Source organism: Geodermatophilus sp. SYSU D00814 (assembly GCF_054050055.1).
In genome coordinates this window covers 1-24,801 of record NZ_JBJGYP010000044.1, presented here as the reverse complement: position 1 = coordinate 24,801, position 24,801 = coordinate 1, and the positions used below count along the sequence as shown (strand labels likewise).

Below are 24,801 nucleotides of genomic sequence, written 5' to 3'. Positions count from 1 at the left end.
GGGTCCAGCCCCGGGCGGGGCTGGGGACCCGGGGCGGCAGGTGCTGTCCCCGGGGAGGGGGGCAAGACCACGAGCGCGCGGGAGAGCAGGTCAGGCGGCTGCGGGCCCGGCAGCGGCGGTGCCGGACCGCGCGGGAGGCGTTCCGGACCTCCCGCTCCGGGAGGGGACCGGGCGTGTCCGCGGGAGGATGCGGGGGTGACCTCGCCGCGCGACCGGGATCCCGAGGGGCGGGCGCGCAACGCGCGCCCGCGCGACGCGCTCGGCCGGCCGCTGCCCCGCGCCGCCGAGGGCGTCGAGCGCGCGCCGGAGGGGGTGCCCCGGACGCCGGACGAGGCGGTGGCCGAGGCGCAGCGGCTGCTCGACGCCGGCCGTCCCTTCCACGCCCACGAGGTGCTCGAGGACGCGTGGAAGGCCGCGCCCGACGACGAGCGGCAGCTGTGGCGCGGGCTGGCGCAGCTCGCCGTCGGGCTCACCCACGCCGCCCGGGGCAACACCCGCGGTGCGGCGACGCTTGTCGAGCGCGGGGCGGGCAACGTCGCGCCCTACGCGCCGGCGCCCCCGCACGGCCTCGACGTCGCGGGGCTGCTGGCCTGGGCCCGCGGGCCGCTGCGCGCCGACCGGCCGTTCCGGCTGCGCGGCCCTGGTCCGGCCTCCTGACCGCGGGCAGACTGCGGGCGGCGGGAGGGGACCCATGAGGAGCTACGAGGCGGCCACGCGCATCGACGTCGGCCCGGACGAGGTGTGGCCGCACCTGGTCGACGTGGGCACCTGGCGGGACTGGGACTCCGGCGTCGACCGGGTCGAGGGCCGGGTCGCGCTGGGGGAGCGGCTGACGCTGTACGCGACGATGCTCCGCAGCCGGCCGTTCTCGGTCGTCGTCACCGAGCTGCGGCCGGGGGAGGCGATGCGCTGGCGCGGTGGGCTGCCGTTCGGGCTGGCGGTCATCGAGCGCACCTACTCCCTCGACCGGCAGGACGACGGCGGCACGGTGCTCACCGTCCGCGAGGACCAGACCGGCCCGCTGGCGTGGGTGACCGAGCGCTCGACGCCGGACCTCAACCCGTCGTTCCGCCGGTTCTGCGCCGGGATCAAGGCCCTCGCCGAGCGCTCGGCCTGACCCACCCGTGCACTTCCGCGGCAGTGCACGGGTGGGTCAGGCGCCGGTCAGCGCGGCCGCCAGGGCGGTGACCAGCATGAGCAGGAGCAGGAACACGGTCATGGCGAGGACCACCCGGCCGCGGCCCGGGGTCAGGAACCGGCCCGTCCGCGGGTCCCGCACGGGGGCGTGGCGCCGGGCCTGGACGGCCACCGCGGGGATCCACAGCAGCCACCCGGCCGCGAGCGCCCAGCCCTCCGGCAGGCCGAGCACCGGCTCGTTGCGGAACACGCCGAAGACCCCCTCGGCGATGAGCCAGCCGCAGCCGGCGCCCAGTGCGACGAGCGCCCACAGCGACAGCCGCGAGCGGGTCGACGGCGGCACCGCGAAGCCCGCCGCGTACTCGCGGGCCGGGCCGAACGCCTCGCGCGGGTCCTCCCCGGTGTCGGCGACGTGGCTCTCGACCTCGGCGACGATCTCGCCGATCCGCTCGGGCGGGACGTTGCCCGCCCGCAGCGCCGCGACGAGGTCACGCCGGTAGGTGTCGGTGCCGGTGGTCATCGCGGGCTCCCCACGGACGGGAGCAGGCCGGCGGCCCGCTCGGTGAAGGTGTGCCAGGCGGCGACGCGCGCGCCCAGGGAGGCGCGGCCGTGCGGGGTGACGGTGAAGAACTTGCGGCCGGGGCCGCCCGCGCCCTCGCGCCAGGACGACGTGACGAGGCCGTCCTGCTCCAGCCGGTTGAGCACCGGGTAGAGCGTCCCGCCCTTGACCGCCCCGAGGCCGGCCGCCTGCAGCCGCTGGGCGATCGCGTAGCCGTAGGTCTCCTCCTCGGCGACGACGGCCAGCACCACCAGCGGCAACGCCGCCCGCATCCACTCGGCGGGCCAGGTCTCGGTCGGCACGACTAGACGGTACCGTCGACTAGTCAGCCAGACAACCTACCGGCGGCGACCACTGTGACCGCAACGCCCGGTGCCGCCGGGGCCGGTGTCACGATGGAGGCCGTGAGCACCGACACCGCGCCCACGACCGCCACCGGCGACAGCTCGCCGGGCGACCCCGCCGCCGCCCCCCGCGGGCCGGTGACCTCGGCGTCGTACTCGATCACCGTCCGGCTGACCGCCGACGGCGACCCGGCGTCGATCGGCCGCATCGCCACCGCGGTGGGCACGGCCGGCGGGGCGGTGACCGCCATCGACGTCGTCGACTCCCGCTCCGACGGGCTGACCGTCGACGTCACCTGCTCGGCCGCCGACGCCGCCCACTCCGAGGAGATGGTCGACGCGCTGCGCGCCGTCCCCGGCGTCGCCGTGCGCAAGGTCAGCGACCGCACCTTCCTGCTGCACCTGGGCGGCAAGCTCGAGGTCGCCTCGAAGGTGCCGCTGCGGACCCGCGACGACCTGTCGATGGCCTACACCCCCGGCGTGGCGCGGGTCTGCCTGGCGCTGGCCGAGCACCCCGAGGACGTGCGCCGGCTGACCATCAAGGGCAACACGGTCGCCGTCGTCACCGACGGGTCGGCGGTCCTCGGCCTCGGCGACCTCGGGCCGGGCGCGGCCCTGCCGGTGATGGAGGGCAAGGCCGTCCTGTTCAAGCGGTTCGCCGACATCGACGCCTGGCCGATCTGCCTGGACACCAACGACGTCGACGAGATCGTGCGCGCCGTCGAGCTCATCGCCCCCGGCTTCGGCGGCATCAACCTCGAGGACATCGCCGCGCCGCGCTGCTTCGAGGTCGAGGCGCGGCTGCGGGAGAAGCTCGACATCCCGGTCTTCCACGACGACCAGCACGGGACGGCGATCGTCGCCCTGGCCGCGCTGCGCAACGCCCTGCGCGTGGTGGACAAGCAGCTGCCCGACGTGCGGATCGTCGTCGCCGGTGCCGGCGCGGCGGGGACGGCGATCGTGCACCTGCTGCTGGAGGCCGGCGCCCGGCAGGTGCTGGTGTGGGACCGCGAGGGCATCCTCTCGCCCGACGACGAGCGGCTCAGCCCCGCCAAGCAGGCCCTCGCGGCGCGGACCAACCCCGGGCGCGTCCGCGGCGAGCTGCCCGACGCGCTGGCCGGCGCCGACGTCTTCATCGGGGTCAGCGCGGGCAACGTGCTGCCGGTCGAGGCGCTGGCGGGGATGGCCGAGCGGGCGGTGGTGTTCCCGATGGCCAACCCGACGCCGGAGGTCGACCCGGTGCGGGCCCGGCAGTACGCGGCGGTGGTCGCCTCGGGCCGCTCGGACCTGCCCAACCAGATCAACAACGTGCTGGCCTTCCCCGGGGTGTTCCGCGGCCTGCTCGACGCCCGCGCCACCGAGATCAGCACCGGCATGCTGCTGGCCGCGGCCGAGGCGCTGTCGGCGCTGGTGCGCGACGACCAGCTCAACGCCAACTACGTGATCCCGAGCGTGTTCGACCCGGCGGTCACCCCCGCGGTCGCCGCGGCCGTCGCCGAGCAGGCCCGCACCGAGCCCGGCGCCACCGCCCCCGTCACCGACCGCACCAGCTTCACCGGCCCCTGACCCACCGTGCAGTTCCGCGGAAGTGCACGGTCTCCGGGCCGGTGGCGGGCACTCCTCACGGGGCACTTCCGCGGAAGTGCACACGATGGGGGACGACGCCGGGCGGGTGCGGCGGGGATCATGGCCGGGTGCCCGAGTTGCCCGAGGTGGAGGCGCTGGCGGCGTTCCTCCGCGAGAACGCCGTCGGCCGGGTGGTCGCGCGCGCCGACCTGACCGCCCTGCAGGCGCTCAAGACCTTCGACCCGCCGCTGTCGGCGCTGGCCGGGCTGGAGGTCACCGGCGCCGCGCGGCACGGCAAGTTCCTCGACCTCGACGTCTCCGGCCTGCACCTGGTCGTCCACCTGGCCCGCGCCGGGTGGCTGCACTGGCGCACCGGCCTGCCCGACGCCCCGCCGAAGCCCGGCAGGGGCCCGCTCGCGCTCCGCGTCCACCTCGATGACGGCAACGGCTTCGACCTCACCGAGCAGGGCACCCGCAAGGGCCTGGCCGTCTACGTCGTCCGCTCACCGGCCGAGGTGCCCGGCGTCGCCCGGCTCGGCCCCGACGCGCTCGAGGTCGACCGCGACACCTTCGCCCGGCTGCTGGCCGGCCGCTCCGGTCAGGTCAAGGGAGCGCTGACCGACCAGACGCTGCTGTCCGGGATCGGCAACGCCTACTCCGACGAGATCCTGCACGCCGCCCGCCTGTCGCCGTTCAAGATGGCCGACCGGCTGACCGACGACGAGGTCGTCCGCCTGCACGACGCCGTCCGCGCCACGCTCACCGACGCCCTCGCCCGCCAGGTCGGGCAGGCGGCGGCCACGCTCAAGGGCGAGAAGCGCTCGGGGCTGCAGGTGCACGCCCGCACCGGCCTGCCCTGCCCGGTCTGCGGCGACACCGTGCGCGAGGTCAGCTTCGCCGACACCTCGCTGCAGTACTGCCCGACCTGCCAGACCGGCGGCAAGCCGCTGGCCGACCGGCGGATGTCGAAGCTGCTGCGCTGACCGTCGTCAGGACGCCCGCGAGGCCCGCCAGGCCGCCAGCCGGGCGATCGTCGCGCTGCCCGCGCCGCCGTCGTCCACCGAGCCGGGCTCCGCGGAGCCGACGGCGGTCCACCAGTCCTCCAGCGGCGGCGGGGCGAGGACGTCGACCCGCTGCCCCGGCCGCGGCACGAGGACCTGCACGTCCGAGCGTGCGGCCGCGGCGAGCAACCGCTGCACCGGCTCGGCCCAGCGGTGGAAGGCCAGGTTGAACGTGGCCCAGTGCACCGGCAGCAGCGCCGCCCCGCCGAGGTCGCCGTGCGCGCGCACCGCCTCCTCGGGGTCCATGTGCACGTGCGCCCAGGCCTCGTTGTAGGCGCCGATCGGCAGCAGCGTCAGGTCGAAGGGGCCCAGCCGGGCGCCGATGCCGGCGAAGGCGGGCGTGTAGCCGGTGTCCCCGCCGAAGAACACCCGGTGCCGCGGCCCGGCCACCACCCACGACGACCACAGCGTGGTGTCGCGGGTGAGGTAGCGGCCGGAGAAGTGCCGCGCCTCGGTGCAGGTGATCGTCAGGTCGCCGACGGTGGTGGCGCCGTCCCAGTCCAGCTCGACGACGCGCTCCTCGGGCACGCCCCAGTGCCGCAGGTGCACGCCCACCCCCAGCGGCACGACGAACGGCGCGTCCTGCTGCTCGACCAGCGCCCGCACGGTGGGCAGGTCGAGGTGGTCGTAGTGGTCGTGGGAGACCAGGATGGCGTCGACCCGCGGCAGGGACTCCAGCGGCACCGGTGGCTCGTGCAGCCGGGTCGGGCCGAACACCGGCGACGGCGAGACGCGGAAGCCCCACACCGGGTCGACGAGCACCCGGGCGCCGTCGACCTCCAGCAGCGCGCTGGAGTGCCCGAACCAGGTGACGGCGAGGTCGCCGGCCGCGGCGGGGAGGTCGGACTGCGCCAGGGGCACCGGCCCGGCGGGCAGGCCCACGTGCCGGTCGTCGTGCCACTGCCGCAGCAGGCCTCGGCGGGCGTTCGGCGGGGGCAGCGCCGGCGTCGGCAGGGTGTTGTGGAACCGGCCCTGCGACCACTGCGGGGACCCGGCGACGGTCGGGCGGATCTCGCGCCGGCCGGCCCCGATCGCCGTCGGCAGGCCCCACAGGGCGCGGCCGAGGAAGCCGGCGGGCACGGCGAGGGCGGCAGCGGTCAGGGCGAGGCGGCGACGGGCTCGGCCGCGGTTCCCGGGGAGTGACGGCACGCCGTCCAGCATCCCAGCCGCCGCCGGTCGGCGACCGGTCCCGGCGGCGAGGCGGTCGTCACGGGGTGACGTCCTCGGCCGGGTCGGGGAAGTCGAACGGCGGCTGCGGCGTCTGGCGCTCGGCGGAGACCATCGCCTCGACGGTGACCTCACCGGCCTCCCGGAACACCAGGGTGACCGGCAGTGACTGCGAGGAGCGCAGCGGGCGCCCGAGGTCGACGAGCGTGACCGTCGGGGCACCCTCGGCACCGACGTAGACGTTGTCGTTCGCCGGGACCGGGACGTCGACGTCGCCGCCGTCGTCGTCGACCGCGTCTGCGAAGCCGGGGCCGGTGACGTCGACCAGCTCGTCGTCGGTACCGCCGCTGTTGGCGATGCCGAGGAAGAGCCGGGCGTCCTCACCCTCCTCGTAGACGCCGTCGAGCGGGTACTCCAGCTGGACCTGCAGCACCGAGAGGTCGCCGGTCACGGCCTCGTCGGGGCCGATCGCGCCGCCGGAGACCTCGGGTCCGGGCACCGACAGGGGCTGCTCGGCGCTGCAGCCGCCGGCCAGGACCAGGGCGACGGCGGCGACAGGGGCGGCCAGGGCGGTGCGGGGCATGCTCGTCCTCCTCGTCTGGGGGTCCGGTGCCGTACGGTTACCCACCTGGTGCTGCCTGAGACCAACTGTTGCCGGACTGCAACATCCCGGGGAGGGGTCGTGGACGCCGACGAGGTGCTGCTGGACCTGGCGCGCGGGGTCGTGGGCGTGTCCACCCGCGCGGCGTCGGAGCTGGGTCCGGTCTCGGTGGTGCAGCTGCGGGCGCTGACCGTGCTGCGGCACTGCCCCGACGCGTCGCTGGCCGAGCTGGCCCGCGGGGTCGGCGGCGGGGTCTCCACCACCAGCCGGCTCGTCGACCGGCTGGTGGTCGCCGGTCTCGTCGACCGCCGGCCCTCACCGGCCAGCCGGCGCGCGGTGAGCCTGCGGCTGTCCCCGGCCGGCGAGGAGCTGCTCGACCGCTACGACGCGCTGCGGCTGACCGAGCTGCGGGCGGCGCTGGCCGCTCTCGGCGGGGGGCGGCGCGACGACGTGCTCGCCGTCCTGGGCGGGTTCGCCGCGGCGCTGAACGGTCCGCGGCCGGCCGCCGTCGTCCGGGACGTCGTCGAGGGCGGGGACCCCGCGTGCTTCCTGCACCGGGTGTGCCCGGCGTGCGGGCGGGTGGCCGACGTGGACCCGCCGACCGTCTGCGCCGCGTGCGGCGAGGAGCTCCCCGCCGACTGAGGCGCCGTCCTGGCTCACCTCCGCGCGTCCTGGCTCACCGCCCACCGCGGGTCAGGACGCAGCACGATCAGGTCACCTGATCGTGCCCGGCCCACCGCGCGCACCCGGCGACGGCCTCGGCCAGCAGCCGCTCCTGGCGCGCGACCTCCGCGGCGACGTCGTCCGGCCCCGGCAGCGGCCGGCCGGGCCCGGCGGCCAGGTACACGCCGGTGTAGACGCGGGTGGAGTCGCCGTCCTCGGGGTGCAGCAGGTGCAGGACCGTCGTCCCCGCCCCGGCGTCGCGGAGGTCGTCGCGAAGGTCGAGGCGCACCCGGAAGGCCCCCCGGACGACGGCGGGGCGCCGGGAGCGCGCGACGTCGAGGAGGGCGTCGGCCAGCGGACCGGGTGGCCCCGCGGCCCGGGCGGGGGACAGCCAGCGGCGCACGAACCGCCGGTCCTCGTGCTCGGGCAGCTCCAGCGGGACGTCGCGGGGGCAGGCCGGCGCCAGCCAGACGACGCCGAACCGCTCGCGCACCGCCCACGCCGGCGGATCGGCCACCAGGCCCCCGGCGTCGCGGCGCAGCCGCCACGTCCGGCCGAGCAGACGCACCTGCAGCCAGCCGCCCGGCCGCAGGTCCCGGGAGAGCGCGACCGCGTGCCAGGCGTGGCCTGGCGCGACGCCGGGGTGGGCCGTCGCGGAGGAGGTCGCCGGGGGCGCCGTCGCGGCCATGACCCATCGCAGCGCGCGGCGGTTCCGGCGGCGTTACGGACGGCAGAAGGTCAGGTCACGGCTGTGTCCCGGTCGTTCGCGACCCGACCGCCCACGACTTAGGGTGAGCGCCGTCACAGACCGACGACGTTCCGCTGACGAGGGGGCCCACCCGTGACCGATCCCGCCGACCGGCGGCTGCTGACGCCTGAGGAGTACCGGCAGGCGCAGGACTCGCCGGAGTTCACCGAGCTGCGCCGTCGCTTCCGCCGCTTCGCGTTCCCGATGACGGTGGCGTTCCTGGCCTGGTACCTGCTCTACGTCCTGCTGTCGACCTACGCGCCGGACTTCATGGCCACCCCGGTCTTCGGCAACGTCAACCTCGGCCTGCTGCTGGGGCTCGGGCAGTTCCTCTCGACGTTCCTCATCACCCACCTCTACGTGGCGCACGCGAACCGCCAGACCGACCCGATCGCCGACGAGATGCGCGAGCGGCTGGAGTCCCACCAGTACGCCGGCGGCACCCGCACCGACCTCGGGAAGGGGGCGACCCGTGCCTGAGGCCCAGGTCCTCGCGGCCGAGGCCACGATCGGCAGCCCGGCCGTCAACATCTCCATCTTCGGCGCGTTCGTGCTGATCACGCTGGTCATCACCTTCCGCGCCAGCCGCAACAACAAGAGCGCCGCCGACTACTACGCGGCCGGACGCAACATCAGCGGCACCCAGAACGGCCTGGCCATCGCCGGTGACTACCTGTCGGCGGCGTCGTTCCTCGGCATCGCCGGGGCCATCGCCGTCTACGGCTACGACGGCTTCCTCTACTCGATCGGCTTCCTCGTCGCCTGGCTGGTGGCGCTGCTGCTCGTCGCCGAGCTCATGCGCAACACCGCCCGGTACACGATGGCCGACGTCCTGGCCTTCCGGATGCGGCAGGGGCCGGTGCGCACCGCGGCGGCCATCTCGACGCTGGCGGTGTCGCTGTTCTACCTGCTGGCGCAGATGGCGGGCGCGGGCGGCCTGGTGACCCTGCTGCTCGGGGTCACCGGCGAGGCGGCGCAGGCGCTCGTCGTCGTCCTGGTCGGCGCGCTGATGATCATCTACGTGCTGGTCGGCGGCATGCGGGGTACCACGTGGGTGCAGATCATCAAGGCCTCGTTGCTCATCGCCGGCGCGCTGGTCATGACCCTGTGGGTGCTGGCCGAGTTCGGGTTCAACCTGTCCGAGCTGCTCGGTGGCGCGCAGGCCAACGCCGTCGAGGGCCGCGACGTCCTCGCCCCCGGCGCCCAGTACGGCGCGACGAGCACCTCCAAGCTCGACTTCGTCTCCCTCGGCCTGGCCCTGGTCCTCGGGACGGCGGGCCTGCCGCACGTGCTCATGCGCTTCTACACCGTGCCGACGGCGAAGGACGCCCGGCGCTCGGTGGTCTGGGCGATCTGGCTGATCGGCATCTTCTACCTGTTCAGCCTGGTGATCGGGTACGGCGCCGGCGCCCTCGTCGGGGCCGAGCGGATCCTCGGCGCGCCCGGTGCGGTGAACTCCGCCGCGCCGCTGCTGGCCTTCGAGCTCGGCGGCACGATCCTGCTCGGCATCATCGCCGGGGTGGCGTTCGCGACGATCCTCGCGGTGGTCGCGGGCCTCACCATCACCGCGTCGGCGTCCTTCGCCCACGACGTCTACGCGTCGGTGATCAAGAAGGGCAAGGTGCCGCCGAACGGGGAGGTGCGGATCGCCCGCATCACCGCCGTCGTCATCGGGGCGATCTCGATCGGCCTGGGCATCCTGGCCCTGCAGGCCGGTCTGAACATCGCCTTCCTCGTGGCGCTGGCGTTCGCGGTGGCCGCCTCGGCGAACCTCCCGACGATCCTCTACACGCTGTTCTGGAAGCGCTTCACCACCCAGGGCGCGCTGTGGTCGATGTACGGCGGGCTGATCACCTGCATCGTGCTGATCCTCTTCTCACCGGTCGTCTCGGGGGCGCCGGTCAACCCGGCCACCGGGCTGTCCCCGTCCCTGTTCCAGGACGTGGACTTCCACTGGTTCCCGCTGAACAACCCCGGCATCGTGTCGATCCCGCTGTCGTTCTTCCTCGGCTGGCTCGGCACCGTGCTGTCCAAGGAGCGGCCCGACCTCGACAAGAACGCCGAGCTCGAGGTCCGCTCGCTCACCGGGATCGGGGCGGAGAAGGCCGTCCAGCACTAGGAGGACCCCCGTGCCCCCCACCGCTCGCACGCTCGCGGCGGGGTCCTGCACAGGGGCCGTTCCAGAACCCCACCGGTTCCAGCACCTCGTCTGGCGCGCGTTCCCGCTCGGGGGCGCGCGCCAGGCGCGTTCACGGGCCCGACGCGGCGTCCTCCCTCACCGCAGCGCGTCCTCCCGCACGGTGGGCCGCGAGGGAGGACGCGCCACGATCAGGTCACCTGATCATCGCCCGCCGGGGACCGGGATCAGGCGGCGCGGACGGCGGGGGCCGGGTCGGCGAGTGGGGGAGCGGCCAGGGCGGCGTCGACCGCGGCGACGGCGGCCCCGGTCGAGGGGACGGTCCGGCGCGAGCGGCGCACCGCCCACCGGGCGGCGAGGGCGGTGAGGACGACGAGGCCGGCGAGCGCCTCGCGGGCGGAGCCGGCGGCGGCGCCGGCCACCGCGACGGCGAGCGCCGCGGCGTAGACGACCGTCAGCAGGACGGCGGGGGTGGGCAGGTGCACGGGGACCTCCGGGACTGCCGGGCGAGCGGGAGGCGCCCGCCGGGCCGGTGTCCGGACCGCGGGGTCCGGCCACCGGCGCGGCGACGGCGCGGGAGGGCGAGGTCAGCGCCTCACTTGAGCAGGTCCTTGGCCTTCTGCAGCATCGTGTGGGCCTCGGTCTGCGGCGTGCTGTAAAGCCGCGGGTCACCCGGGGGCAGCGTCGGGGCGTCGGCGGTGGCCTCGATCGCCGCGGCGCGGAAGGTGCTGCGGCCGTCGATCGAGGGACCCGACGCCCACCGGCCGTTGGCGGCCTCGGGCCCGTCGGAGGCCTGGATGAAGGTGTAGCCCAGGTCACCGACCTCCTCGTCCAGCGGGAAGGCCTCGGGCACCGGCAGCCCCTCGAGGCCGTCCTCCTTGAGCTGCTCGACGGCGGCCAGCCACTGCTGCTGGTGCATGTGGTCGCGGGTGATGAGGAAGCGCAGCAGGTCCTTGACGCCCGGGTCGTCGGTCATGTTGTAGAGCCGGGCCACCTGCAGCCGGCCCTGCATCTCGGCGGTGGCGTTGTACATGAAGTCCGCGTACAGGTTGCCGCTGGCGGTCACGTACGCGCCGGTCCACGGGTTGCCCATGCTGTCCATGTAGGACGCGGCCTGGCCGTTCTGGATGAGGTGCTGCGGGTTGTGCTGGCCGTAGCCGGCGGCCGCCTCCTTGGTGCGGTCGGCCGAGTCGGGCTTGAGCGGCGCGTGGTCGAGCAGCCGGTCGATCATCGTGATGATCATCTCGACGTGGGCCAGCTCCTCGGTGCCGATCGAGAGGAGCATGTCCTTGTACTTGCCGGGCAGCCGGCAGTTCCAGCCCTGCAGCAGGTACTGGGTGGCGACGGTCATCTCGCCCCACTGACCGCCGAGGATCTCCTGCATCTTGCGGGCGAAGTCCGGATCGGGACCGTCCGGCTTGGCCTCGTACTGCAGGGCGTGGGTGTGCGTGAACACGGGCTCTCCCTCGGTGCGTCGTCGCGCCGCCGCTGCTGCGGTGACACCGGGGATCTGCCCGCGCCGTTGGCCCACCGGTGCCGTCCCGTGGCCCCCCGGTGCCATTCCCATCGTCGGCCTGCCGGCGCCAGTGAGCACCTGTCGTCGGCGACGTGCACGGACACGCCGCAGACGCGGACGACGACTGCTCAGTCAGGCCCGGGCCCGTTCGGCGGCTGACCCCCCGCGGGGACTCCTCCTCAGCGGTCGGGGAGCTCCACGCGCAGGGTCAGCCCGGCCGCGGTGACGGCCCAGGTCACCCGGCCCCCGAGGTCGTGGGCGTGCCGCTGCACCGACCACAGGCCCAGCCCGGTGAGGTCGACCGGCGGGGTGTCGCCGCGCAGGTACTGCACCACCCGGTCGGGGCAGGCGACGTCCTGGGTGAGGGCCAGGCACACCCACCCGCCGCGGCAGGTGACGCAGAGCAGCACCGGCGCGCCCGCGCCGTGCCGGTGGGCGTTCTCCAGCAGGTTGGTGAGGATCCGCTGCACCCGGGCGTCGGCCACCCCGACGTCGCCGGCGCACTCCTGCAGCGCCAGCGTCAGCCTCCCCGCGGGCAGCCCGGAGGCGGCGGCGGACGCGCGCACGACGTCGCCGAGCAGCCGCCCGCCCGCCGCGCGCCGCGTCGCCCCGCCGCTGGCGTCGGCGGTGCGCAGCATCGACGACAGGTGCGCGGTCTGCTCGCGCGCGAGCTCCAGCACCTCGGGGCGGTCGGGTGCCGCGCGGTCGAGCGTCCGCAGCAGCGCCTCCAGCGAGGCCAGGGGGCTGCGCATGTCGTGACACATGGCGGCCAGCAGCGCACCCTCGGGTGTGGGCTGTGCCTCCGGCGCGGGACCGGTGCGGCGGGTGACGTGCGCGCGCACCACCCGGGCCAGGTCGGCGAGCAGCCGGCCGGAAGCGGACCGGGCGGTACGGGGTGTGTCGGGGACGAGGGTCACGGGCACCTCCGGGGTGCGGTCGGCCGGGCCCGCCGCGGGGCGGGCCGGTGAGGAGGGTCGTGGGGACCGACGCCGGGACTGGGCGTTCCGAGCACGTGGACGTGGTGGTCGTCGACGACCACCCGCTGTTCAGCCGGGGCCTGTCGCTGCTCCTGCCGGGGGTGAGCGAGGGGCGGGTGCGCGTCGTGGCGACCACCGACGACGCCTCCGCGGCCGCGGCGCTGGTCCGCCGGCACCACGCCGACGTCGCCGTCGTCGACCTGCACATGCCGCCACCGGGAGGGGTGCGGGCGATCGCCGCCATCCGCCGGGCCGACCCGGTGGTGCGGGTCGTGGCGCTGTCGGGGCTGGCCGAGGCCGACGCCGCCCTGGAGGCGCTGCGCGCCGGCGCGGCCGGCTTCCTGCCCAAGTCCGCCGACCCCGAGCGCCTGGTCCGCCCGCTGCTGGCGGTGCTCGACGGCTGGTCGGTGGTGCCCGAGCCGCTGCTGCGCCAGCTGCTCGACGACGCCGCCCCGACCGGCGAGCAGACCGTCGCCGACCGGCTGACCAGCGACGAGCGCCGGCTGTGGCGGCTGGTCGCCGACGGCACGAGCACCGTCGACATCGCCACGACGCTGCACGTCTCCGAGCGCACCGCCAAGCGGCTGGTCGCCGCGCTGCTGCGCAGTCTCGGGGTGGCCACCCGGGTGGAGGCGGCCGCACTCGCCGGCCGCGTCGGTCTCGGCTCGGGGACCGGCGGGAGGAGCTGAGCGGCGGACGTGCCGCTGCGCGGTCGGCATCCCGCCCGGGCTACCCGGGCGCGTGATCGACACGCGGCCGTCTCGGTGAACTGGCCCCGAGGGGCCAGCGCGGCGGGTCAGCCGGCGGGGCGGTCCCCGCGACCGGGCGCGGTGGCCCAGGGGCCGGAGGCGGCGGCGGTGAAGGCGGCGACATCGGCGGCGGCCATGTCCACCGCGGCGTAGCCGCCGGTGCCCGCCCCGACGCAGGCCACCACGGTGGCCAGGCCGGCGCGGCGCTGGAAGAACGTCTGGCGCACCTGCCAGCCGACGACGGCCCGCCGCTGCAGCACCGCCTGCTCGCGCACCAGCAGTCCGCTGCGCACGCTGAACGAGCGCGGGCCGGCCGCGTGGCCGAGCGCGGCGTAGCGGCCCAGGCCCAGCGGCACGCCGAGCACGGTCAGGACGACGCCGAGGGCGAGCAGCCCCCAGAAGCCGGTGGCCGCCTGCAGCGCCGCGCCGGCCGCGGCGACCGCGAGGCCGGTCAGCAGCGCCCGGACCACCGCCCGGCGCCGGGCGGCCGGGGGGTGCGCGCGCAGTGGCCCGGGGTCGTCGACGAGCAGGCCCAGCAGCCCGACGGCCTCCGCGCGCGGCCCGAGCGGGAACAGCTGCCCGCGCCGGCTGGCCGCGCCCAGCCCGGTGACCAGGGCGTTGACCCGGGCGGCCCGCACCAGCCGCATGCCCAGCCCCTCGGCGAGCGTGCCGCCGCGGATCCGGTCGACCTCCAGCTCGGTGTGCCGCCGGGTCACCAGGCCGCGGACGGCGCTCAACGACCCGCCGCGGCGCACCAGCCGGAAGCCCCAGTTGACCACCGCCGCCCCGAGCACCGCCCCGACGGCCAGCAGCACCAGCGCGGCGACCGCGGCGACGACGAGGACCCGGACGTCGCTGAGGTCGGGGCCGGTGAGGTCGGGCCGCAGGTCGCGGGGCAGCTCCTGCAGCAGCCGGGACAGCGCGCCGACCGCGGCCAGCGGCACCGCGAGGTAGCTGGCGACCAGCGGTGCGTAGAGCAGCCACCGCGGGTCGAAGCGGGCCAGCTCCTCCTCGGCCGGCTCCTCCGCCGCCGTGAACGGGTCGGCGCCGGCCGGCACCGGCCGCGCCGCCCGGCGGTGGGTGAGCACCGAGACGCGCAGCCGGTCGCCCTCGGCCCGCGGGACGCCGTCGACGACGACCTCCTCGTCGCTGCCGGTCAGCGTCCCCGCGGCGGCGTCGATGCGGACCCGCACCAGCCCGAACAGCCGGTGCAGCGCCGGTGCCTCGACCTCGACGCCGCGGATGCGGTCGTTGGGCACGGTGCGCACCGAGCGCGCCAGCAGCCCGCGGGTGACCACCACCGCCGACGGGGTGTCGGCGTAGGTGGTGCGCCACCAGGTCAGCCCGGCGAACAGCAGCGACAGTGCCGTCACCGCCACCACCAGCGCGACCACGACGCCGACGCCGTCGATCCCGACCGCGGCCACCAGCGGGATCGCCGCGGGCACGACCTGCCGGGCCTGCTTGAACGTCACCGTGTGCACCAGGACGACCAGCGGCGAGGTGCGCCGGGCCCCGGCCGGGGCGCCGTCGCCGGGCGGCACGGCCGCGACGGCCGGCGGCGGGGACGGTGGGGCGGGTTCGGTCACGTCGCCTCGTCCCGCACCTGCTCGGCCCGGCGGGCGAGGTCCTCGGCGACCCGCTCGGCGACGGCGACCTCCAGGTGCGGCACCCGCACGGTGCCCTGCGACGAGGCGGTGAGCACCGCGACGCTGGCCAGGCCGTAGAGCTGCTGCAGCACGCCGCGGGTGACGTCGACGGTCTGGATGCGGGCGACCGGCACCAGCGTCCAGGTGCGGGTCAGCCAGCCGGTGAGGGTGTGCACCGTCTCCGCGGTGACCTCCCACCGGTGCACCCGGTACCGGATCCACGGCCGGACGCCGATCGCCACCACCGCGTACACGGCGACCAGCACCGGCAGCAGCCACCGCAGCACGGGCACCGGGCCGCCCACCGACGCGGGCACGAGGAGCACGCCGACGCCGACGAGCACGCCGTAGACGAGGGTCCCGATCACGCCCTCCGTCACCCAGAGCCAGATCGCCGAGCGCGACAGCGGCCAGGCCGGCTCGTGGACCGGGGGCGCGGGGGGAGCGGTCATCACGTCCATCCTCGCAGCCGGGACGCGGCGCGGCCCCGCACGAGCCGGACCTGGGACAGTGGGGGGCGTGATGCCGCAGCAGGTCCCGACCGTGCCCGCCGCCGAGGTGCCCGAGGACGCCGTGGTGCTCGACGTCCGCGAGGACGGCGAGTGGGTGACCGGCCACGTCGAGAGCGCGACGCACATCCCGATGGGCGAGGTCCCCGCCCGGCTCGACGAGGTCCCCGAGGGCGACCCGCTCTACGTCGTCTGCCGCAGCGGCGGCCGGTCGGCGCGGGTGGCCGCCTGGCTCAACCACAACGGCTACGACGCGGTGAACGTCGGCGACGGCATGGGCGGCTGGGAGGCGGCCGGCCGGCCCATGGTGAGCGAGACCGGCCAGCCGCCGTTCGTGCGCTGAGCGCTACACCCCGCGGACCAGCCCGATCGCGTAGGAGTCCCAGAACGTCCCCGCGGGCGGCCCGCCGTTGCACTCGCCGTCGGACTCGCCGGCCCGCTTGACCCACAGGTAGGCGTCGACCCGGTCCTGCCCGGTGGCCGCGGTGGGGCGCTCGCCCAGCGCCCGGCCCGGGGGGTTGCACCAGTCGGTGCCCGGGCCGTTGCCGTTGCGGCTGGTGTCCACGACGAAGTGCGCCCCGTCGAGCAGGGACGACACCTGCCGGCCGTAGGCCAGGTTGCTCGCGGTGGTCTCGAAGTTGGAGACGTTGAGGGCGAAGCCGTCGGCACCGGTGGCCCCGGCGGCGCGCAGCCGCCCGGCCATCGTGGCGGCGTCGACCCAGGTCGGGTTGCCGGCGTCGAGGTAGGTGTGGGTGCCGGGGTTGGCCTCCAGCAGCCCGACGGCGGTCCGCAGCAGCCGCGTCCGCTCCGCCGTGTCACCGCACTGCTGCGCCAGGGCGTCGGGCTCGACGACGACTACGGCCTGCGCCGTCCCGATGCCGGCGACCACCGCGCGCACCCAGTCCAGGTAGGCCGCGGACGAGCCGGCGCCGCCGGCCGAGTACCCGCCGCAGTCCCGGCCGGGCACGTTGTAGGTGACGAGGACCGGCACGGCGCCGGCGGCGCGGGCGGCGGCGACCTCCTGCCGGACGGTGGCGGTGACGTCCCCGCTCCACGCGCCCAGCCAGGTCGCCGTCGGCACGCCCGCCAGCTCGGTGAGGGCGGCGGTGTCCGCGGCGCTGCGGCCGGGCCGGGCCGCGGCGAGCGCCGCGCCGGTGTTGGGGCCGTGGAAGGTCATCCCGGCCAGCGGGTTGTCCGCCGGTGCGGCACCGCCGGCCACCGGGACGGCCGAGCCGGCCGGGTCGGCGGTGGTCGTGGCGGCCGCGGTGGGAGCCGCGGTGGACGGCACCGGCGCCGCGGTCGTAGGTGCCGCGGCGGTCGTCGTCCGGCCGGCAGGAGCGGCGGCGGTCGGAGGCGCCGTCGTGCCGGGCGCCGGCGAGTGCGGCGCGGGGCGTGCCGACGGCGCGCGCCGGACGTCGCGGGCCTGCTCGAGGGCCGGCTGTGCCGCCACCTCGGCGGCCGACGGGGCGGCCGGCGGGGACCCGGCGGTCGTCAGCCCCGGCACGGCCAGCGCGGCGGCGAGCCCGGCGGCCGCCAGGCCGCCGGCCCAGGACCGGCGGCGGACCCGGCCCGCCCGGTGCCTGCCGGGGGAGGAGGACGGCACGGGCGCGGAAATCACGTGCGCACCGTAGTTGGCCGATCGCTACAGGTCACCGGCGATCGGATCGCGCGTCACACCCGCCCCACGGGTGGAACGGCCGGGGCCCGCCCGCGCGGGGCGGGCCCCGGCGGTCAGCCCTTGACGGGGTACTCGGCGAAGCGGCTGCGCAGGTCCTTCTTGGAGAACTTGCCGACGCTGGTCTTGGGCACCTCGTCGATGAACTCGACGGCGTCGGGCATCCACCACTTGGCCACCAGCGGCTTGAGGTGCTCGAGGATCTCCTCCTCGGTCGCCTCCTCGCCCTCCCGGAGGACGACGCAGGCCAGCGGCCGCTCGTCCCACTTCGGGTGCGGGATGCCGACGACCGCGGCCTCCTTCACCTTCGGGTGGCTCATGATCGCGTTCTCCAGGTCGACCGAGCTGATCCACTCGCCGCCGGACTTGATGAGGTCCTTGGTGCGGTCGGCGATCCGGATCGAGCCGAACGCGTCCATGGCCGCGACGTCGCCGGTGCGCATCCAGCCGTCCTCGGTGGTCAGCACGACGCCGGCGTCGGGGTTGTAGTAGTCCTGCGCGCACCAGGGGCCGCGGACCTGCAGCTCGCCGGTGGCCTCGTCGTCCCAGGGCTGCGGCTCGAGGGTGTCGGCGTCGACGATCCGCGCCTCCACCCCGAGGAAGGGGATGCCGGCGCGGGCGCGCTGGTCGGCCTTGCCCGCGTCGTCGAGGTCGTCGAAGCGGGGCGGCAGGATCCCCGAGGAGGCGACCGGGTGGGTCTCGGTCATCCCCCAGGCCTGCAGGATCGGCAGGCCCACCTGCTCGCGGTAGGCCTCCGACAGCGCCTTGGGCACCGCCGAGCCGCCGCAGCCGATGTCGCGCAGCTTGTGCGGCTTGTCGGCCAGGTACGGCAGCACGCCCTGCCAGATGGTCGGGACGCCGGCGGTGAAGGTGACGCCCTCGTCGACGATCAGCTTCGCCAGCGCCTCGGGCTGCATCATCGGGCCGGGCATGACCAGCGAGGCGCCCGCGGCCGGGGCGGCCTGCGCGATGCCCCAGGCGTTGGCGTGGAACATCGGCACGACCGGCATGGCGACGTCGCGGATGCCCAGGCCGAAGGCGTTGGGCATCAGCACGCCCATGGTGTGCAGGAACGTCGAGCGGTGGGAGTAGACGACGCCCTTGGGGTTGCCGGTGGTGCCGCTCGTGTAGCACATCGAGGCCGCGCTGTCCTCGTCCTCGACGTGGAACTCGACCGGGGAGGCCTCGGCCAGCAGGGTCTCGTAGTCGGCGACGCGGGGGTCGTCGGGGATCTCGTTGTCCCCGCCGTCGTCCATGACCACCACGTGCCGGACGGTCTTCATCGTGTCGACCAGCGGCCAGAACAGCGGCAGCACGGTGCGGTCGACGAAGACGACCTCGTCCTCGGCGTGGTTGGCGATGTAGGTCAGCTGCTCGGGGAAGAGCCGGATGTTGAGCGTGTGCAGCACGCGCCCGGTGGACGGTGCGGCGAAGTACAGCTCCAGGTGCCGCTGGCTGTTCCAGCCGAAGGTGCCCACCCGGCCGTCGGCGCTGATGCCCAGGGTGTCGAGGACGCCGCCGAGCCGGCGGGTGCGCTCGGCCCACTCCGCGTAGGTCACCTTCGTGACCCCGGTGGGGCTGTTGGTCGCGATCGTCCCGTCGCCGTAGTGCTGCTCGACGTGCCGGAAGATCGCGTCGACGGTGAGGGGGAAGTGCTGCATGAGCCCGCGCATGGCCGCATCGTGCCAGTGACGCCGCTCACGTTCCACACGCGGCCGCCCCGGTGCGGACGGCGCCGTCCGCCCCGGTCGGCGTCAGCGGGTCAGGACGGGAGCCGGTAGTCGGCGAAGCGGGACCGCAGGTCCTTCTTGCTGAACTTGCCGACGCTGGTCTTGGGCACCTCGTCGATGAACTCGACGGCGTCCGGCAGCCACCACCGCGCGACCAGCGGCCGCAGGTGCTCGACGAGCTCCTCGGCGGTCAGCGCGGCGCCCGGCCGCAGCACCACGCAGGCCAGCGGCCGCTCGTCCCACTTGGGGTGCGGCACCCCGACGACGGCGGCCTCCGCGACCGCCGGGTGGCTCATGATCGCGTTCTCCAGGTCGACCGAGCTGATCCACTCCCCGCCGGACTTGATGAGGTCCTTGGTGCGGTCGGCGATCCGGATCGAGCCGAACGCGTCGATCGCGGCGACGTCGCCGGTGCGCATCCAGCCGTCGGGGGTCGACAGCACCACGCCGGGATCGGGGTCGTGGTACTCCGCGGCGCACCACGGGCCGCGGACCTGCAGCTCGCCGGTCGCCGCGTCGTCCCACGGCAGCTCCTCGCCGGTGGCGGGCTCGACGATGCGCGCCTCGACGCCGAACACCGGGACGCCGGCGCGGGCCCGCTGCGTCGCCTTCGTGTCCTCGTCGGCGTCGGCGAACCGGCGCGGCACCACGGCCAGGGAGGCGACCGGGGAGGTCTCGGTCATGCCCCAGCCCTGCAGCAGCGGCAGGCCCACCTGCTCGCGGTAGGCCTCTGACAGTGCCCGGGGCACCGCGGAGCCGCCGCAGGTGATCAGCCGCAGCCGGTGCTCGCGGCCGGCCAGGTGCGGCAGCGCGCCCTGCCAGATGGTGGGCACCCCGGCGGTGACGGTGACGCCCTCGGCCACCAGCAGGTCGACCAGCGCCTCGGGCTGCATCAGCGGCCCGGGGAAGACCAGGCCCGCCCCCGCGGCCGGTGCGGCGTAGGGCAGGCCCCAGGCGTTGGCGTGGAACATCGGCACGATCGCCAGCGCGACGTCGTGCTCGGAGAGCCCCAGCGCGTTGCCGCCGAGCACGGCCATCGTGTGCAGGTACGTCGAGCGGTGGGAGTAGACGACGCCCTTGGGGTTGCCGGTGGTGCCGCTCGTGTAGCACATCGAGGCCGCCTGCCACTCGTCGCGGACGGCGAACTCGACGGGGTCGGCCTCGGCGAGCAGCGTCTCGTAGTCGTGCACGCGGGGGTCGTCGGGGATCTCGGCGTCGCCGCCGTCGTCCATGACGACGACGTGGTGCACGGTCTTCATCGTGTCGACCAGCGGCCAGAACAGCGGCAGCACGGTGCGGTCGACGAAGACCACCTCGTCCTCGGCGTGGTTGGCGATGTAGGTCAGCTGCTCGGGGAAGAGCCGGATGTTGAGCGTGTGCAGCACGCGGCCGGTGCAGGGGGCGGCGAAGTAGAGCTCCATGTGGCGGCTGGAGTTCCACGCGAAGGTGCCGACCCGCCCGTCGGCGGTGACCCCGAGGGCGTCGAGGACCCCGCCCAGCCGGCGGGTGCGCCCGGCCCACTCGGCGTAGGTGGTGCGCCGGACGCCGGCCGGGCCGTTCGTGACCAGCGTCTGGTCGCCGAAGTGCCGCTCGGCGTGGCGGAAGACCGCGTCGACGGTCAGCGGGGTGTCCTGCATCAGGCCGCGCACGTGCACATCGTGCCAGTGACGCCGGTCACGTTCCAGGAGCGGCGGACGGTCAGCCGTACACCGGGCGCAGCGTCTCCACCAGCGCGGCCAGCACCTCCGCCGATGACCGCGGGGCCTCGTGCTGGGCGGCCGCCGACAGGACCCACACCCCGGCCCCGCGGGCGTCGGGGACGGCGAGCACCAGCGGCGTCGCGGTGCTCCCGCCGGGGCCGGTGCAGCCGATCAGCGCCCCACCGCCGGGCACGTCGGCCGCCAGGCAGGGGGTGTCTCGGTGCGCGGCCGCGGGCAGGACCTCGGTCCGCAGCCGCTCGATCGCCGTCCCGTCCTCGTCCGCGAGGAAACCGACGCCGACCAGCTGGGCGTCGTCGTAGGGACCGCCCTCGGACAGCGACCGGGGCTCGGGCACCCACGTGCAGCCCACCGGGCCCCGCGGCAGCGCGCCGCCGCCGTAGCCCATCGGCACCCCGAGCCGCGCCGTCAGCGGCTCGGCCAGCGGCGGGCAGGAGCCCTCGACGTCCCGGGCCGGCCTCCCTCCGGGCAGCCACCGGTCCCACTCGGCCGGGGAGGTGAGGGTGAGCGGCGCGGCCAGCGTGAGGACGGCGGCCTCCAGGCGGGGCGGGACGACCGGCCCGCCCTCCGGCGGGACCGTCCGGTCCGCGACCGGGCCCTCGCGCTCGCTGGGGCCGGCGGTCACCGACCGGACGGCGGCGGGCACCCCGGCGGCCAGGACCGCGGCCAGCAGCGCCCCGCCGACGGCGGCAGCCGTGCGGGTGCGCCGCCGCCGGCGGTACCCGTCGGCGACCGCGTCGGGCGAGACGGCGGACTCCGGCCAGGTCAGCTCGTCGGCCAGGTCGTGGAGCCGGGCGCTCAGGCCGGAGCCGCCGTCCTCCCCGGACGCGCCGAGGGCGGCCCTGCCCCCGGCGAGGTCGTCGCGCACCGCGTCCGCCGGGCTCCGCACGAGCCGCGCGACCTCCGCCTCCCCGAGACCGTCGGCGTGCCGCAGCACCAGGGCCGCGCGCACCGCCGGCTCGAGCCCCAGCAGCGCCGTCCGCAGCTCCTCGGCGCGGGGGTCCGCGAGCGGGCCGGGGAGCTCGGCCACCACCTGCCCGTCCGCCGGGCCGCGGCGCCGGCCGAGGGCGAGGTCGACGAGCGCCCGCCGGGCCGCGGCGGCCGGGTCGGCGACCGGCCGCCACCGGCCGAGGGCGTCGACCAGGGCCGCCCGCGCGAGGTCCTCGCCGGCCTGCCGGCCGCCGGTGAGCAGGACGGCGGTGCGCAGCAGCCCGGGCCCGGCGTCGCGGACGAGCACGGCCAGTTCCGCGTCCCGCCGCGCCGTCACCACTGCAGCTCCCGCAGCACGTCGGCGGCGACCCAGCGGGCGCCGGTACCGCCCGACCGCAGTCCCGAGGCGGTCTCGACGGCGCGGGCGTGCAGGCCCGGGCTGCGCTTGCCCACCTGCCGCAGCGCCCAGCTCGCCCCCTTCCGGACCACCGGCCGGTCGTCGTCGGCCCGCTCGGCGACCGCGCGCAGGAACGGCTCGAACCGGTCGTCGTCGGCTCCCTTGTCGCCCACCGCGAGCCCGGCCATGACGGCGAAGCCGGCGCGCTTGACGAACGGCTCGGGCCGCGCGCTCCACTCCAGCGCCTTCGCCCAGGCCAGCGGCGTGCGCCGGACCAGGTTCTGGCAGACCTGGTCGCACAGGTCCCACGAGTCGAGGCCGGCCGCCCACGCGTCGAGCTGCCGCCCGTCCACTGCCGCCGGCTCCTCGACCATGCTCGCGAGGATCCGCGCCTCGTGGACGCCGGAGTCCCACAGCCCCGCGGCCAGCGCGTGGTCGCGGCCCAGCTCCCGGGCCAGCGCGCGCAGCTCCGCGACGGTGACCCCGAGGACGTCGGCGCCGCCGATGCCGGAGCGGGCCATCCCCGGCAGCCGCGCCGGGTCGGCCAGCGCCCGCAGCCGGCCGAGCACCTCCGGGACGCCGGCCACTACCGGGTCAGGACGACGGGCAGCTCGGCCAGGCCGCGGATGACGAACTCCGGACGCCGCCGCGCCGGCCGGGCCAGCTGCAGGTCGCTCGTGCGGGCCAGCAGCGCGCCGAAGGAGGCCTGCAGCTCCACCCGGGCCAGCGGTGCCCCGATGCAGAAGTGCACGCCCGCGCCGAAGGAGATGTGCGGGTTCTCGGCGCGGCCGACGTCGAGGGTGTCGGGCGCGGCGAAGACGGCGGGGTCGCGGTTGGCCGCGCCGAGCAGCGCGGCGACCTTCTGCCCCCGGCGCACGGTCACGCCGCCGACCTCGACGTCCTCGGTGGCGGTGCGCTCGAACAGCTGCAGCGGCGAGTCGAAGCGCATGAGCTCCTCGATCGCCGTGGGCAGCAGGGCCGGGTCGGCGCGCAGCCGGTCGAGCTGGTCGCGGTGCTCGAGGAGGGCCAGCAGACCGTTGCCACTGACGTTGACCGTCGCCTCGTGGCCGGCGTTGAGCAGCAGGATGCAGGTGGTGACCAGCTCGTCCTCGGTCAGCCGGTCGCCGTCGGAGTCGCGGACGGTGACCAGGTGGGTGAGCAGGTCCTCGCCCGGGCTCCGGCGCCGCTCGGCGGCCAGCCCGCGCAGGTAGCCGACGAACTCGGCGGCGGCGCGCTCGGCGGCGTCCTCGACGTCCTCGGTGCGGCCGTACTCGTACATCTTCACGATCGCGTTGGACCACGGCCGCAGCAGCGGCCGGTCCGCCTCCGGGACGCCGAGCAGCTCGGCGATGACCGCGACGGGGAGCTCCTCGGCCATCCCCGACAGGACGTCGACCTCCGCCGCGCCGCCGGAGCGCTCGACCAGCCCGTCGACGAGGGAGTCGGCCAGCTCCTGCACCCACGGCCGCAGCCGCTCGACGTGCCCCCGCGCGAAGGCGGCGCTGACCAGCCGCCGCAGCCGGGTGTGCTCGGGCGGCTCCATCTCCAGGAGGGCGTTGCGGTGGATCAGGTTGAACGACCCGAAGCGCTCCTCCGGCGTGCGGTCCCGCCAGATCCGGCCCAGCCGGCGGTCGCGCAGGACGGCGTTGCTCTCGGCGTGGGTGAACGCCAGCCACAGTCCCAGCCCCTCGTGCCACTGCACCGGCGCGACCGCCCGGGCGGCGGCGAAGGCGGGGTAGGGGTCGGCGACGACGGCCGGGTCGGTGAGGTCGAGCGGGGTCACGGCGGCACCCTAGGCGGCGCGGGGCGCCACTCGGCCCCACATACCCTGGCCGCATGGCTCGATCCGCGACCCGCCGCCGTCCCGCGCCCGTCCGCACCGAGGAGGGGGTCAACCCCAAGGCCCCCTGCCCCTGCGGGTCCGGCCGCCGGTACAAGCACTGCCACGGCTCGGGCTACGCACCGCCGGTGACCCGCCCGTTCGAGGGCCTGCCCGGCGAGCCGGACTGGGTGGCGCTGCGCGAGCTGGTGCCCGCGGCCACCGCGCCGCTGACGACGACCGACGGCCGCGAGGTCACCCTGGCCAGCGTGCTGCCCGGCGGCGCGCCCGCGCTGGTGCGCACCAACGGCGAGATCCTGCTCGGCGTCCAGCTGCCGGCCTCCTCCGACGACGTCAGCCGCGACATCGGCACCGCTCTGGCCGCCGCGCTGGAGGCCCCGGCCGGTGCGCCGGTCGACCCGGGCCCGATCGGTGCGGCCGGCTCGGCCGGCCCGCGGCTGCAGGAGCTGCTCGACCCGTCCGCGCCGCTGGAGGTGACCGTGCACGAGGACTTCGGCTTCTGGCTGGAGGGCACCGACGCCGGCCCCGCCGCCCGGGCCGGCCTGCAGCAGGCCAACGAGGCGGTGCTGCCCACCGAGCGGCTCGAGGGGCTGGGCGCTGCCTACTGGGTGCGCCCGGGCAGCGAGCGGGCGCACCTGCGGTGGGTGCGGCCCGAGGCGGAGGAGCCGCTGCTCGACGCGCTGGCCCGGCTCTCGGCGGCCGAGCAGCTGCTGCTGGGCGAGGGGACCCGCTACGCCGGCGCCTTCCGCGCGCACGGACTGGTCGTGCCGGTGTGGGACCTGCCCGCCGACACCCCGGCGCAGGAGTGGAACGGCCCGGCCGCGGAGTTCGGCACCCGGCTGGAGGAGGCGCTGGCCGCGACCGGCCCGCTGACCGCCGACGAGCGCCGCGCCCGCGCCGGCCTGCTCTCCCGCCAGGTCACGCTCCGCTAGTTGTACTGACCGGGGAGGTTGGTCAGGCGGCTGATGGGTGGATGGCCGCCGATGCCGGTGTGGGGCCGATGGTGGTTGTAGGCGTGCAGCCAACCAGGAAAGGCCGCGCGGCGGTCGGCCTCGCTGGTGAACAGCTGGGCGAAGGCCCATTCGCTGGTCATGGTGCGGTTGAACCGTTCGACCTTGCCGTTGGTTT

Annotated in this window: 27 protein-coding genes; 10 read left to right on the top strand and 17 right to left on the bottom strand. The window is 76.1% G+C overall.

All coding sequences use genetic code 11. The features are described from left to right. Positions 1 to 195: 195 nt before the first annotated feature. Both ACI780_RS22695 and ACI780_RS22690 read left to right on the top strand, forming a co-directional pair. Positions 196 to 657 (top strand): DUF309 domain-containing protein, encoded by a 462-nt coding sequence (locus ACI780_RS22695; protein WP_457005869.1) that lies wholly within the window; start codon positions 196 to 198, stop codon positions 655 to 657. A gap of 34 nt (positions 658 to 691) precedes the next feature. Beyond that, a complete protein-coding gene (locus ACI780_RS22690) occupies positions 692 to 1,117 on the top strand; it encodes an SRPBCC domain-containing protein (protein ID WP_457005868.1) in 426 nt (141 codons plus the stop codon). A gap of 36 nt (positions 1,118 to 1,153) precedes the next feature. On the opposite strand, the gene ACI780_RS22685 is transcribed toward ACI780_RS22690, so the two are convergent. Both ACI780_RS22685 and ACI780_RS22680 read right to left on the bottom strand, forming a co-directional pair. Further along, positions 1,154 to 1,657, bottom strand: coding sequence for an HAAS signaling domain-containing protein (locus ACI780_RS22685; protein WP_457005867.1), 504 nt, complete (start codon positions 1,655 to 1,657; stop codon positions 1,154 to 1,156). Beyond that, positions 1,654 to 1,998, bottom strand: coding sequence for a PadR family transcriptional regulator (locus ACI780_RS22680; protein ID WP_457005866.1), 345 nt, complete (start codon positions 1,996 to 1,998; stop codon positions 1,654 to 1,656). The genes ACI780_RS22685 and ACI780_RS22680 overlap by 4 nt, the downstream gene beginning before the upstream one ends. A 102-nt stretch (positions 1,999 to 2,100) precedes the next feature. Between ACI780_RS22680 and ACI780_RS22675 the strand changes: the two genes are divergently transcribed. Both ACI780_RS22675 and ACI780_RS22670 read left to right on the top strand, forming a co-directional pair. Beyond that, on the top strand, positions 2,101 to 3,606 hold the full coding sequence (locus ACI780_RS22675) for a malic enzyme-like NAD(P)-binding protein (protein WP_456872531.1): 1,506 nt from the start codon (positions 2,101 to 2,103) through the stop codon (positions 3,604 to 3,606). A 128-nt stretch (positions 3,607 to 3,734) separates the two neighbouring features. Continuing rightward, positions 3,735 to 4,589, top strand: coding sequence for an Fpg/Nei family DNA glycosylase (locus ACI780_RS22670; protein WP_456872532.1), 855 nt, complete (start codon positions 3,735 to 3,737; stop codon positions 4,587 to 4,589). A gap of 6 nt (positions 4,590 to 4,595) precedes the next feature. Here ACI780_RS22670 and ACI780_RS22665 read toward each other — a convergent pair whose 3' ends face one another. Further along, the gene (locus tag ACI780_RS22665) at positions 4,596 to 5,816 is read right to left on the bottom strand and encodes an MBL fold metallo-hydrolase (protein WP_457005865.1); all 1,221 of its coding nucleotides are present in this window, start codon (positions 5,814 to 5,816) and stop codon (positions 4,596 to 4,598) included. Positions 5,817 to 5,874: 58 nt separating this feature from the next. Further along, entirely contained in the window at positions 5,875 to 6,417 is a 543-nt protein-coding gene (locus ACI780_RS22660; protein WP_456872534.1) for a hypothetical protein, read from the bottom strand. Between the two features lie 99 nt (positions 6,418 to 6,516). Here ACI780_RS22660 and ACI780_RS22655 point away from each other — a divergent pair, with 99 nt between their 5' ends. Then, positions 6,517 to 7,077, top strand: a complete 561-nt coding sequence (locus ACI780_RS22655; protein WP_456872535.1) for a MarR family winged helix-turn-helix transcriptional regulator — start codon at positions 6,517 to 6,519, stop codon at positions 7,075 to 7,077. 67 nt (positions 7,078 to 7,144) lie between these two features. On the opposite strand, the gene ACI780_RS22650 is transcribed toward ACI780_RS22655, so the two are convergent. Then, positions 7,145 to 7,786, bottom strand: coding sequence for a hypothetical protein (locus ACI780_RS22650; protein ID WP_457005864.1), 642 nt, complete (start codon positions 7,784 to 7,786; stop codon positions 7,145 to 7,147). A gap of 153 nt (positions 7,787 to 7,939) precedes the next feature. On the opposite strand from ACI780_RS22650, the gene ACI780_RS22645 reads away from it, so the two are divergent. Beyond that, the gene (locus ACI780_RS22645) at positions 7,940 to 8,326 is read left to right on the top strand and encodes a DUF485 domain-containing protein (protein WP_456872537.1); all 387 of its coding nucleotides are present in this window, start codon (positions 7,940 to 7,942) and stop codon (positions 8,324 to 8,326) included. Further along, complete coding sequence (locus ACI780_RS22640; RefSeq protein ID WP_456872538.1) at positions 8,319 to 9,965, top strand: solute symporter family protein; 1,647 nt, start codon at positions 8,319 to 8,321, stop codon at positions 9,963 to 9,965. The genes ACI780_RS22645 and ACI780_RS22640 overlap by 8 nt, the downstream gene beginning before the upstream one ends. A 245-nt stretch (positions 9,966 to 10,210) precedes the next feature. Here ACI780_RS22640 and ACI780_RS22635 read toward each other — a convergent pair whose 3' ends face one another. The 3 genes from ACI780_RS22635 to ACI780_RS22625 form a co-directional block, all read right to left on the bottom strand. Continuing rightward, complete coding sequence (locus ACI780_RS22635; protein WP_456872539.1) at positions 10,211 to 10,468, bottom strand: hypothetical protein; 258 nt, start codon at positions 10,466 to 10,468, stop codon at positions 10,211 to 10,213. A 110-nt stretch (positions 10,469 to 10,578) separates the two neighbouring features. Further along, on the bottom strand, positions 10,579 to 11,439 hold the full coding sequence (locus ACI780_RS22630; protein WP_456872540.1) for a manganese catalase family protein: 861 nt from the start codon (positions 11,437 to 11,439) through the stop codon (positions 10,579 to 10,581). Between the two features lie 239 nt (positions 11,440 to 11,678). Continuing rightward, positions 11,679 to 12,416 carry a sensor histidine kinase gene (locus tag ACI780_RS22625; RefSeq protein ID WP_457005863.1) on the bottom strand — a complete coding sequence of 246 codons (738 nt, stop codon included), beginning with the start codon at positions 12,414 to 12,416 and terminating at the stop codon, positions 11,679 to 11,681. A gap of 101 nt (positions 12,417 to 12,517) precedes the next feature. On the opposite strand from ACI780_RS22625, the gene ACI780_RS22620 reads away from it, so the two are divergent. Next, on the top strand, positions 12,518 to 13,165 hold the full coding sequence (locus ACI780_RS22620; protein WP_457005862.1) for a response regulator: 648 nt from the start codon (positions 12,518 to 12,520) through the stop codon (positions 13,163 to 13,165). Positions 13,166 to 13,272: 107 nt separating this feature from the next. Here ACI780_RS22620 and ACI780_RS22615 read toward each other — a convergent pair whose 3' ends face one another. Further along, on the bottom strand, positions 13,273 to 14,814 hold the full coding sequence (locus ACI780_RS22615; RefSeq protein ID WP_457005861.1) for a PH domain-containing protein: 1,542 nt from the start codon (positions 14,812 to 14,814) through the stop codon (positions 13,273 to 13,275). Further along, positions 14,811 to 15,326, bottom strand: coding sequence for a PH domain-containing protein (locus tag ACI780_RS22610; RefSeq protein WP_456873084.1), 516 nt, complete (start codon positions 15,324 to 15,326; stop codon positions 14,811 to 14,813). The genes ACI780_RS22615 and ACI780_RS22610 overlap by 4 nt, the downstream gene beginning before the upstream one ends. Positions 15,327 to 15,396: 70 nt before the next feature. On the opposite strand from ACI780_RS22610, the gene ACI780_RS22605 reads away from it, so the two are divergent. Continuing rightward, positions 15,397 to 15,726 carry a rhodanese-like domain-containing protein gene (locus ACI780_RS22605; RefSeq protein WP_456873087.1) on the top strand — a complete coding sequence of 110 codons (330 nt, stop codon included), beginning with the start codon at positions 15,397 to 15,399 and terminating at the stop codon, positions 15,724 to 15,726. A gap of 3 nt (positions 15,727 to 15,729) precedes the next feature. Here ACI780_RS22605 and ACI780_RS22600 read toward each other — a convergent pair whose 3' ends face one another. The 6 genes from ACI780_RS22600 to ACI780_RS22575 form a co-directional block, all read right to left on the bottom strand. Then, positions 15,730 to 17,001, bottom strand: a complete 1,272-nt coding sequence (locus tag ACI780_RS22600) for a glycoside hydrolase family 6 protein (protein ID WP_457005860.1) — start codon at positions 16,999 to 17,001, stop codon at positions 15,730 to 15,732. 113 nt (positions 17,002 to 17,114) lie between these two features. Continuing rightward, positions 17,115 to 18,731 (bottom strand): long-chain fatty acid--CoA ligase, encoded by a 1,617-nt coding sequence (locus ACI780_RS22595; protein ID WP_457005859.1) that lies wholly within the window; start codon positions 18,729 to 18,731, stop codon positions 17,115 to 17,117. An 89-nt stretch (positions 18,732 to 18,820) separates the two neighbouring features. Then, positions 18,821 to 20,437 carry a long-chain fatty acid--CoA ligase gene (locus ACI780_RS22590; RefSeq protein ID WP_457005858.1) on the bottom strand — a complete coding sequence of 539 codons (1,617 nt, stop codon included), beginning with the start codon at positions 20,435 to 20,437 and terminating at the stop codon, positions 18,821 to 18,823. Positions 20,438 to 20,486: 49 nt separating this feature from the next. Beyond that, positions 20,487 to 21,773 carry a hypothetical protein gene (locus ACI780_RS22585; RefSeq protein WP_457005857.1) on the bottom strand — a complete coding sequence of 429 codons (1,287 nt, stop codon included), beginning with the start codon at positions 21,771 to 21,773 and terminating at the stop codon, positions 20,487 to 20,489. Next, a complete protein-coding gene (locus ACI780_RS22580; protein ID WP_456873079.1) occupies positions 21,770 to 22,420 on the bottom strand; it encodes a DNA alkylation repair protein in 651 nt (216 codons plus the stop codon). The genes ACI780_RS22585 and ACI780_RS22580 overlap by 4 nt, the downstream gene beginning before the upstream one ends. After that, entirely contained in the window at positions 22,420 to 23,616 is a 1,197-nt protein-coding gene (locus ACI780_RS22575) for a cytochrome P450 (protein WP_457005856.1), read from the bottom strand. Before ACI780_RS22575 ends, ACI780_RS22580 begins: the two co-directional genes overlap by 1 nt. A gap of 53 nt (positions 23,617 to 23,669) precedes the next feature. Between ACI780_RS22575 and ACI780_RS22570 the strand changes: the two genes are divergently transcribed. Next, the gene (locus ACI780_RS22570; protein ID WP_457005855.1) at positions 23,670 to 24,605 is read left to right on the top strand and encodes a DUF5926 family protein; all 936 of its coding nucleotides are present in this window, start codon (positions 23,670 to 23,672) and stop codon (positions 24,603 to 24,605) included. On the opposite strand, the gene ACI780_RS22565 is transcribed toward ACI780_RS22570, so the two are convergent. After that, positions 24,602 to 24,801, bottom strand: a 200-nt coding sequence (locus ACI780_RS22565; protein WP_457005854.1) for an integrase core domain-containing protein, incomplete at its 5' end; no start/stop codon positions are given. The two genes, ACI780_RS22570 and ACI780_RS22565, sit on opposite strands and share 4 nt — an antisense overlap.

Bases quoted from the DNA above. Each gene is read 5' to 3' on its own strand.
- ACI780_RS22660 (WP_456872534.1), bottom strand. From the start codon at position 6,417: ATGCCCCGCACCGCCCTGGCCGCCCCTGTCGCCGCCGTCGCCCTGGTC.
- ACI780_RS22685 (WP_457005867.1), bottom strand. From the start codon at position 1,657: ATGACCACCGGCACCGACACCTACCGGCGTGACCTCGTCGCGGCGCTG.
- ACI780_RS22610 (WP_456873084.1), bottom strand. From the start codon at position 15,326: ATGACCGCTCCCCCCGCGCCCCCGGTCCACGAGCCGGCCTGGCCGCTG.
- ACI780_RS22570 (WP_457005855.1), top strand. From the start codon at position 23,670: ATGGCTCGATCCGCGACCCGCCGCCGTCCCGCGCCCGTCCGCACCGAG.
- ACI780_RS22650 (WP_457005864.1), bottom strand. From the start codon at position 7,786: ATGGCCGCGACGGCGCCCCCGGCGACCTCCTCCGCGACGGCCCACCCC.
- ACI780_RS22690 (WP_457005868.1), top strand. From the start codon at position 692: ATGAGGAGCTACGAGGCGGCCACGCGCATCGACGTCGGCCCGGACGAG.
- ACI780_RS22605 (WP_456873087.1), top strand. From the start codon at position 15,397: ATGCCGCAGCAGGTCCCGACCGTGCCCGCCGCCGAGGTGCCCGAGGAC.
- ACI780_RS22595 (WP_457005859.1), bottom strand. From the start codon at position 18,731: ATGCGCGGGCTCATGCAGCACTTCCCCCTCACCGTCGACGCGATCTTC.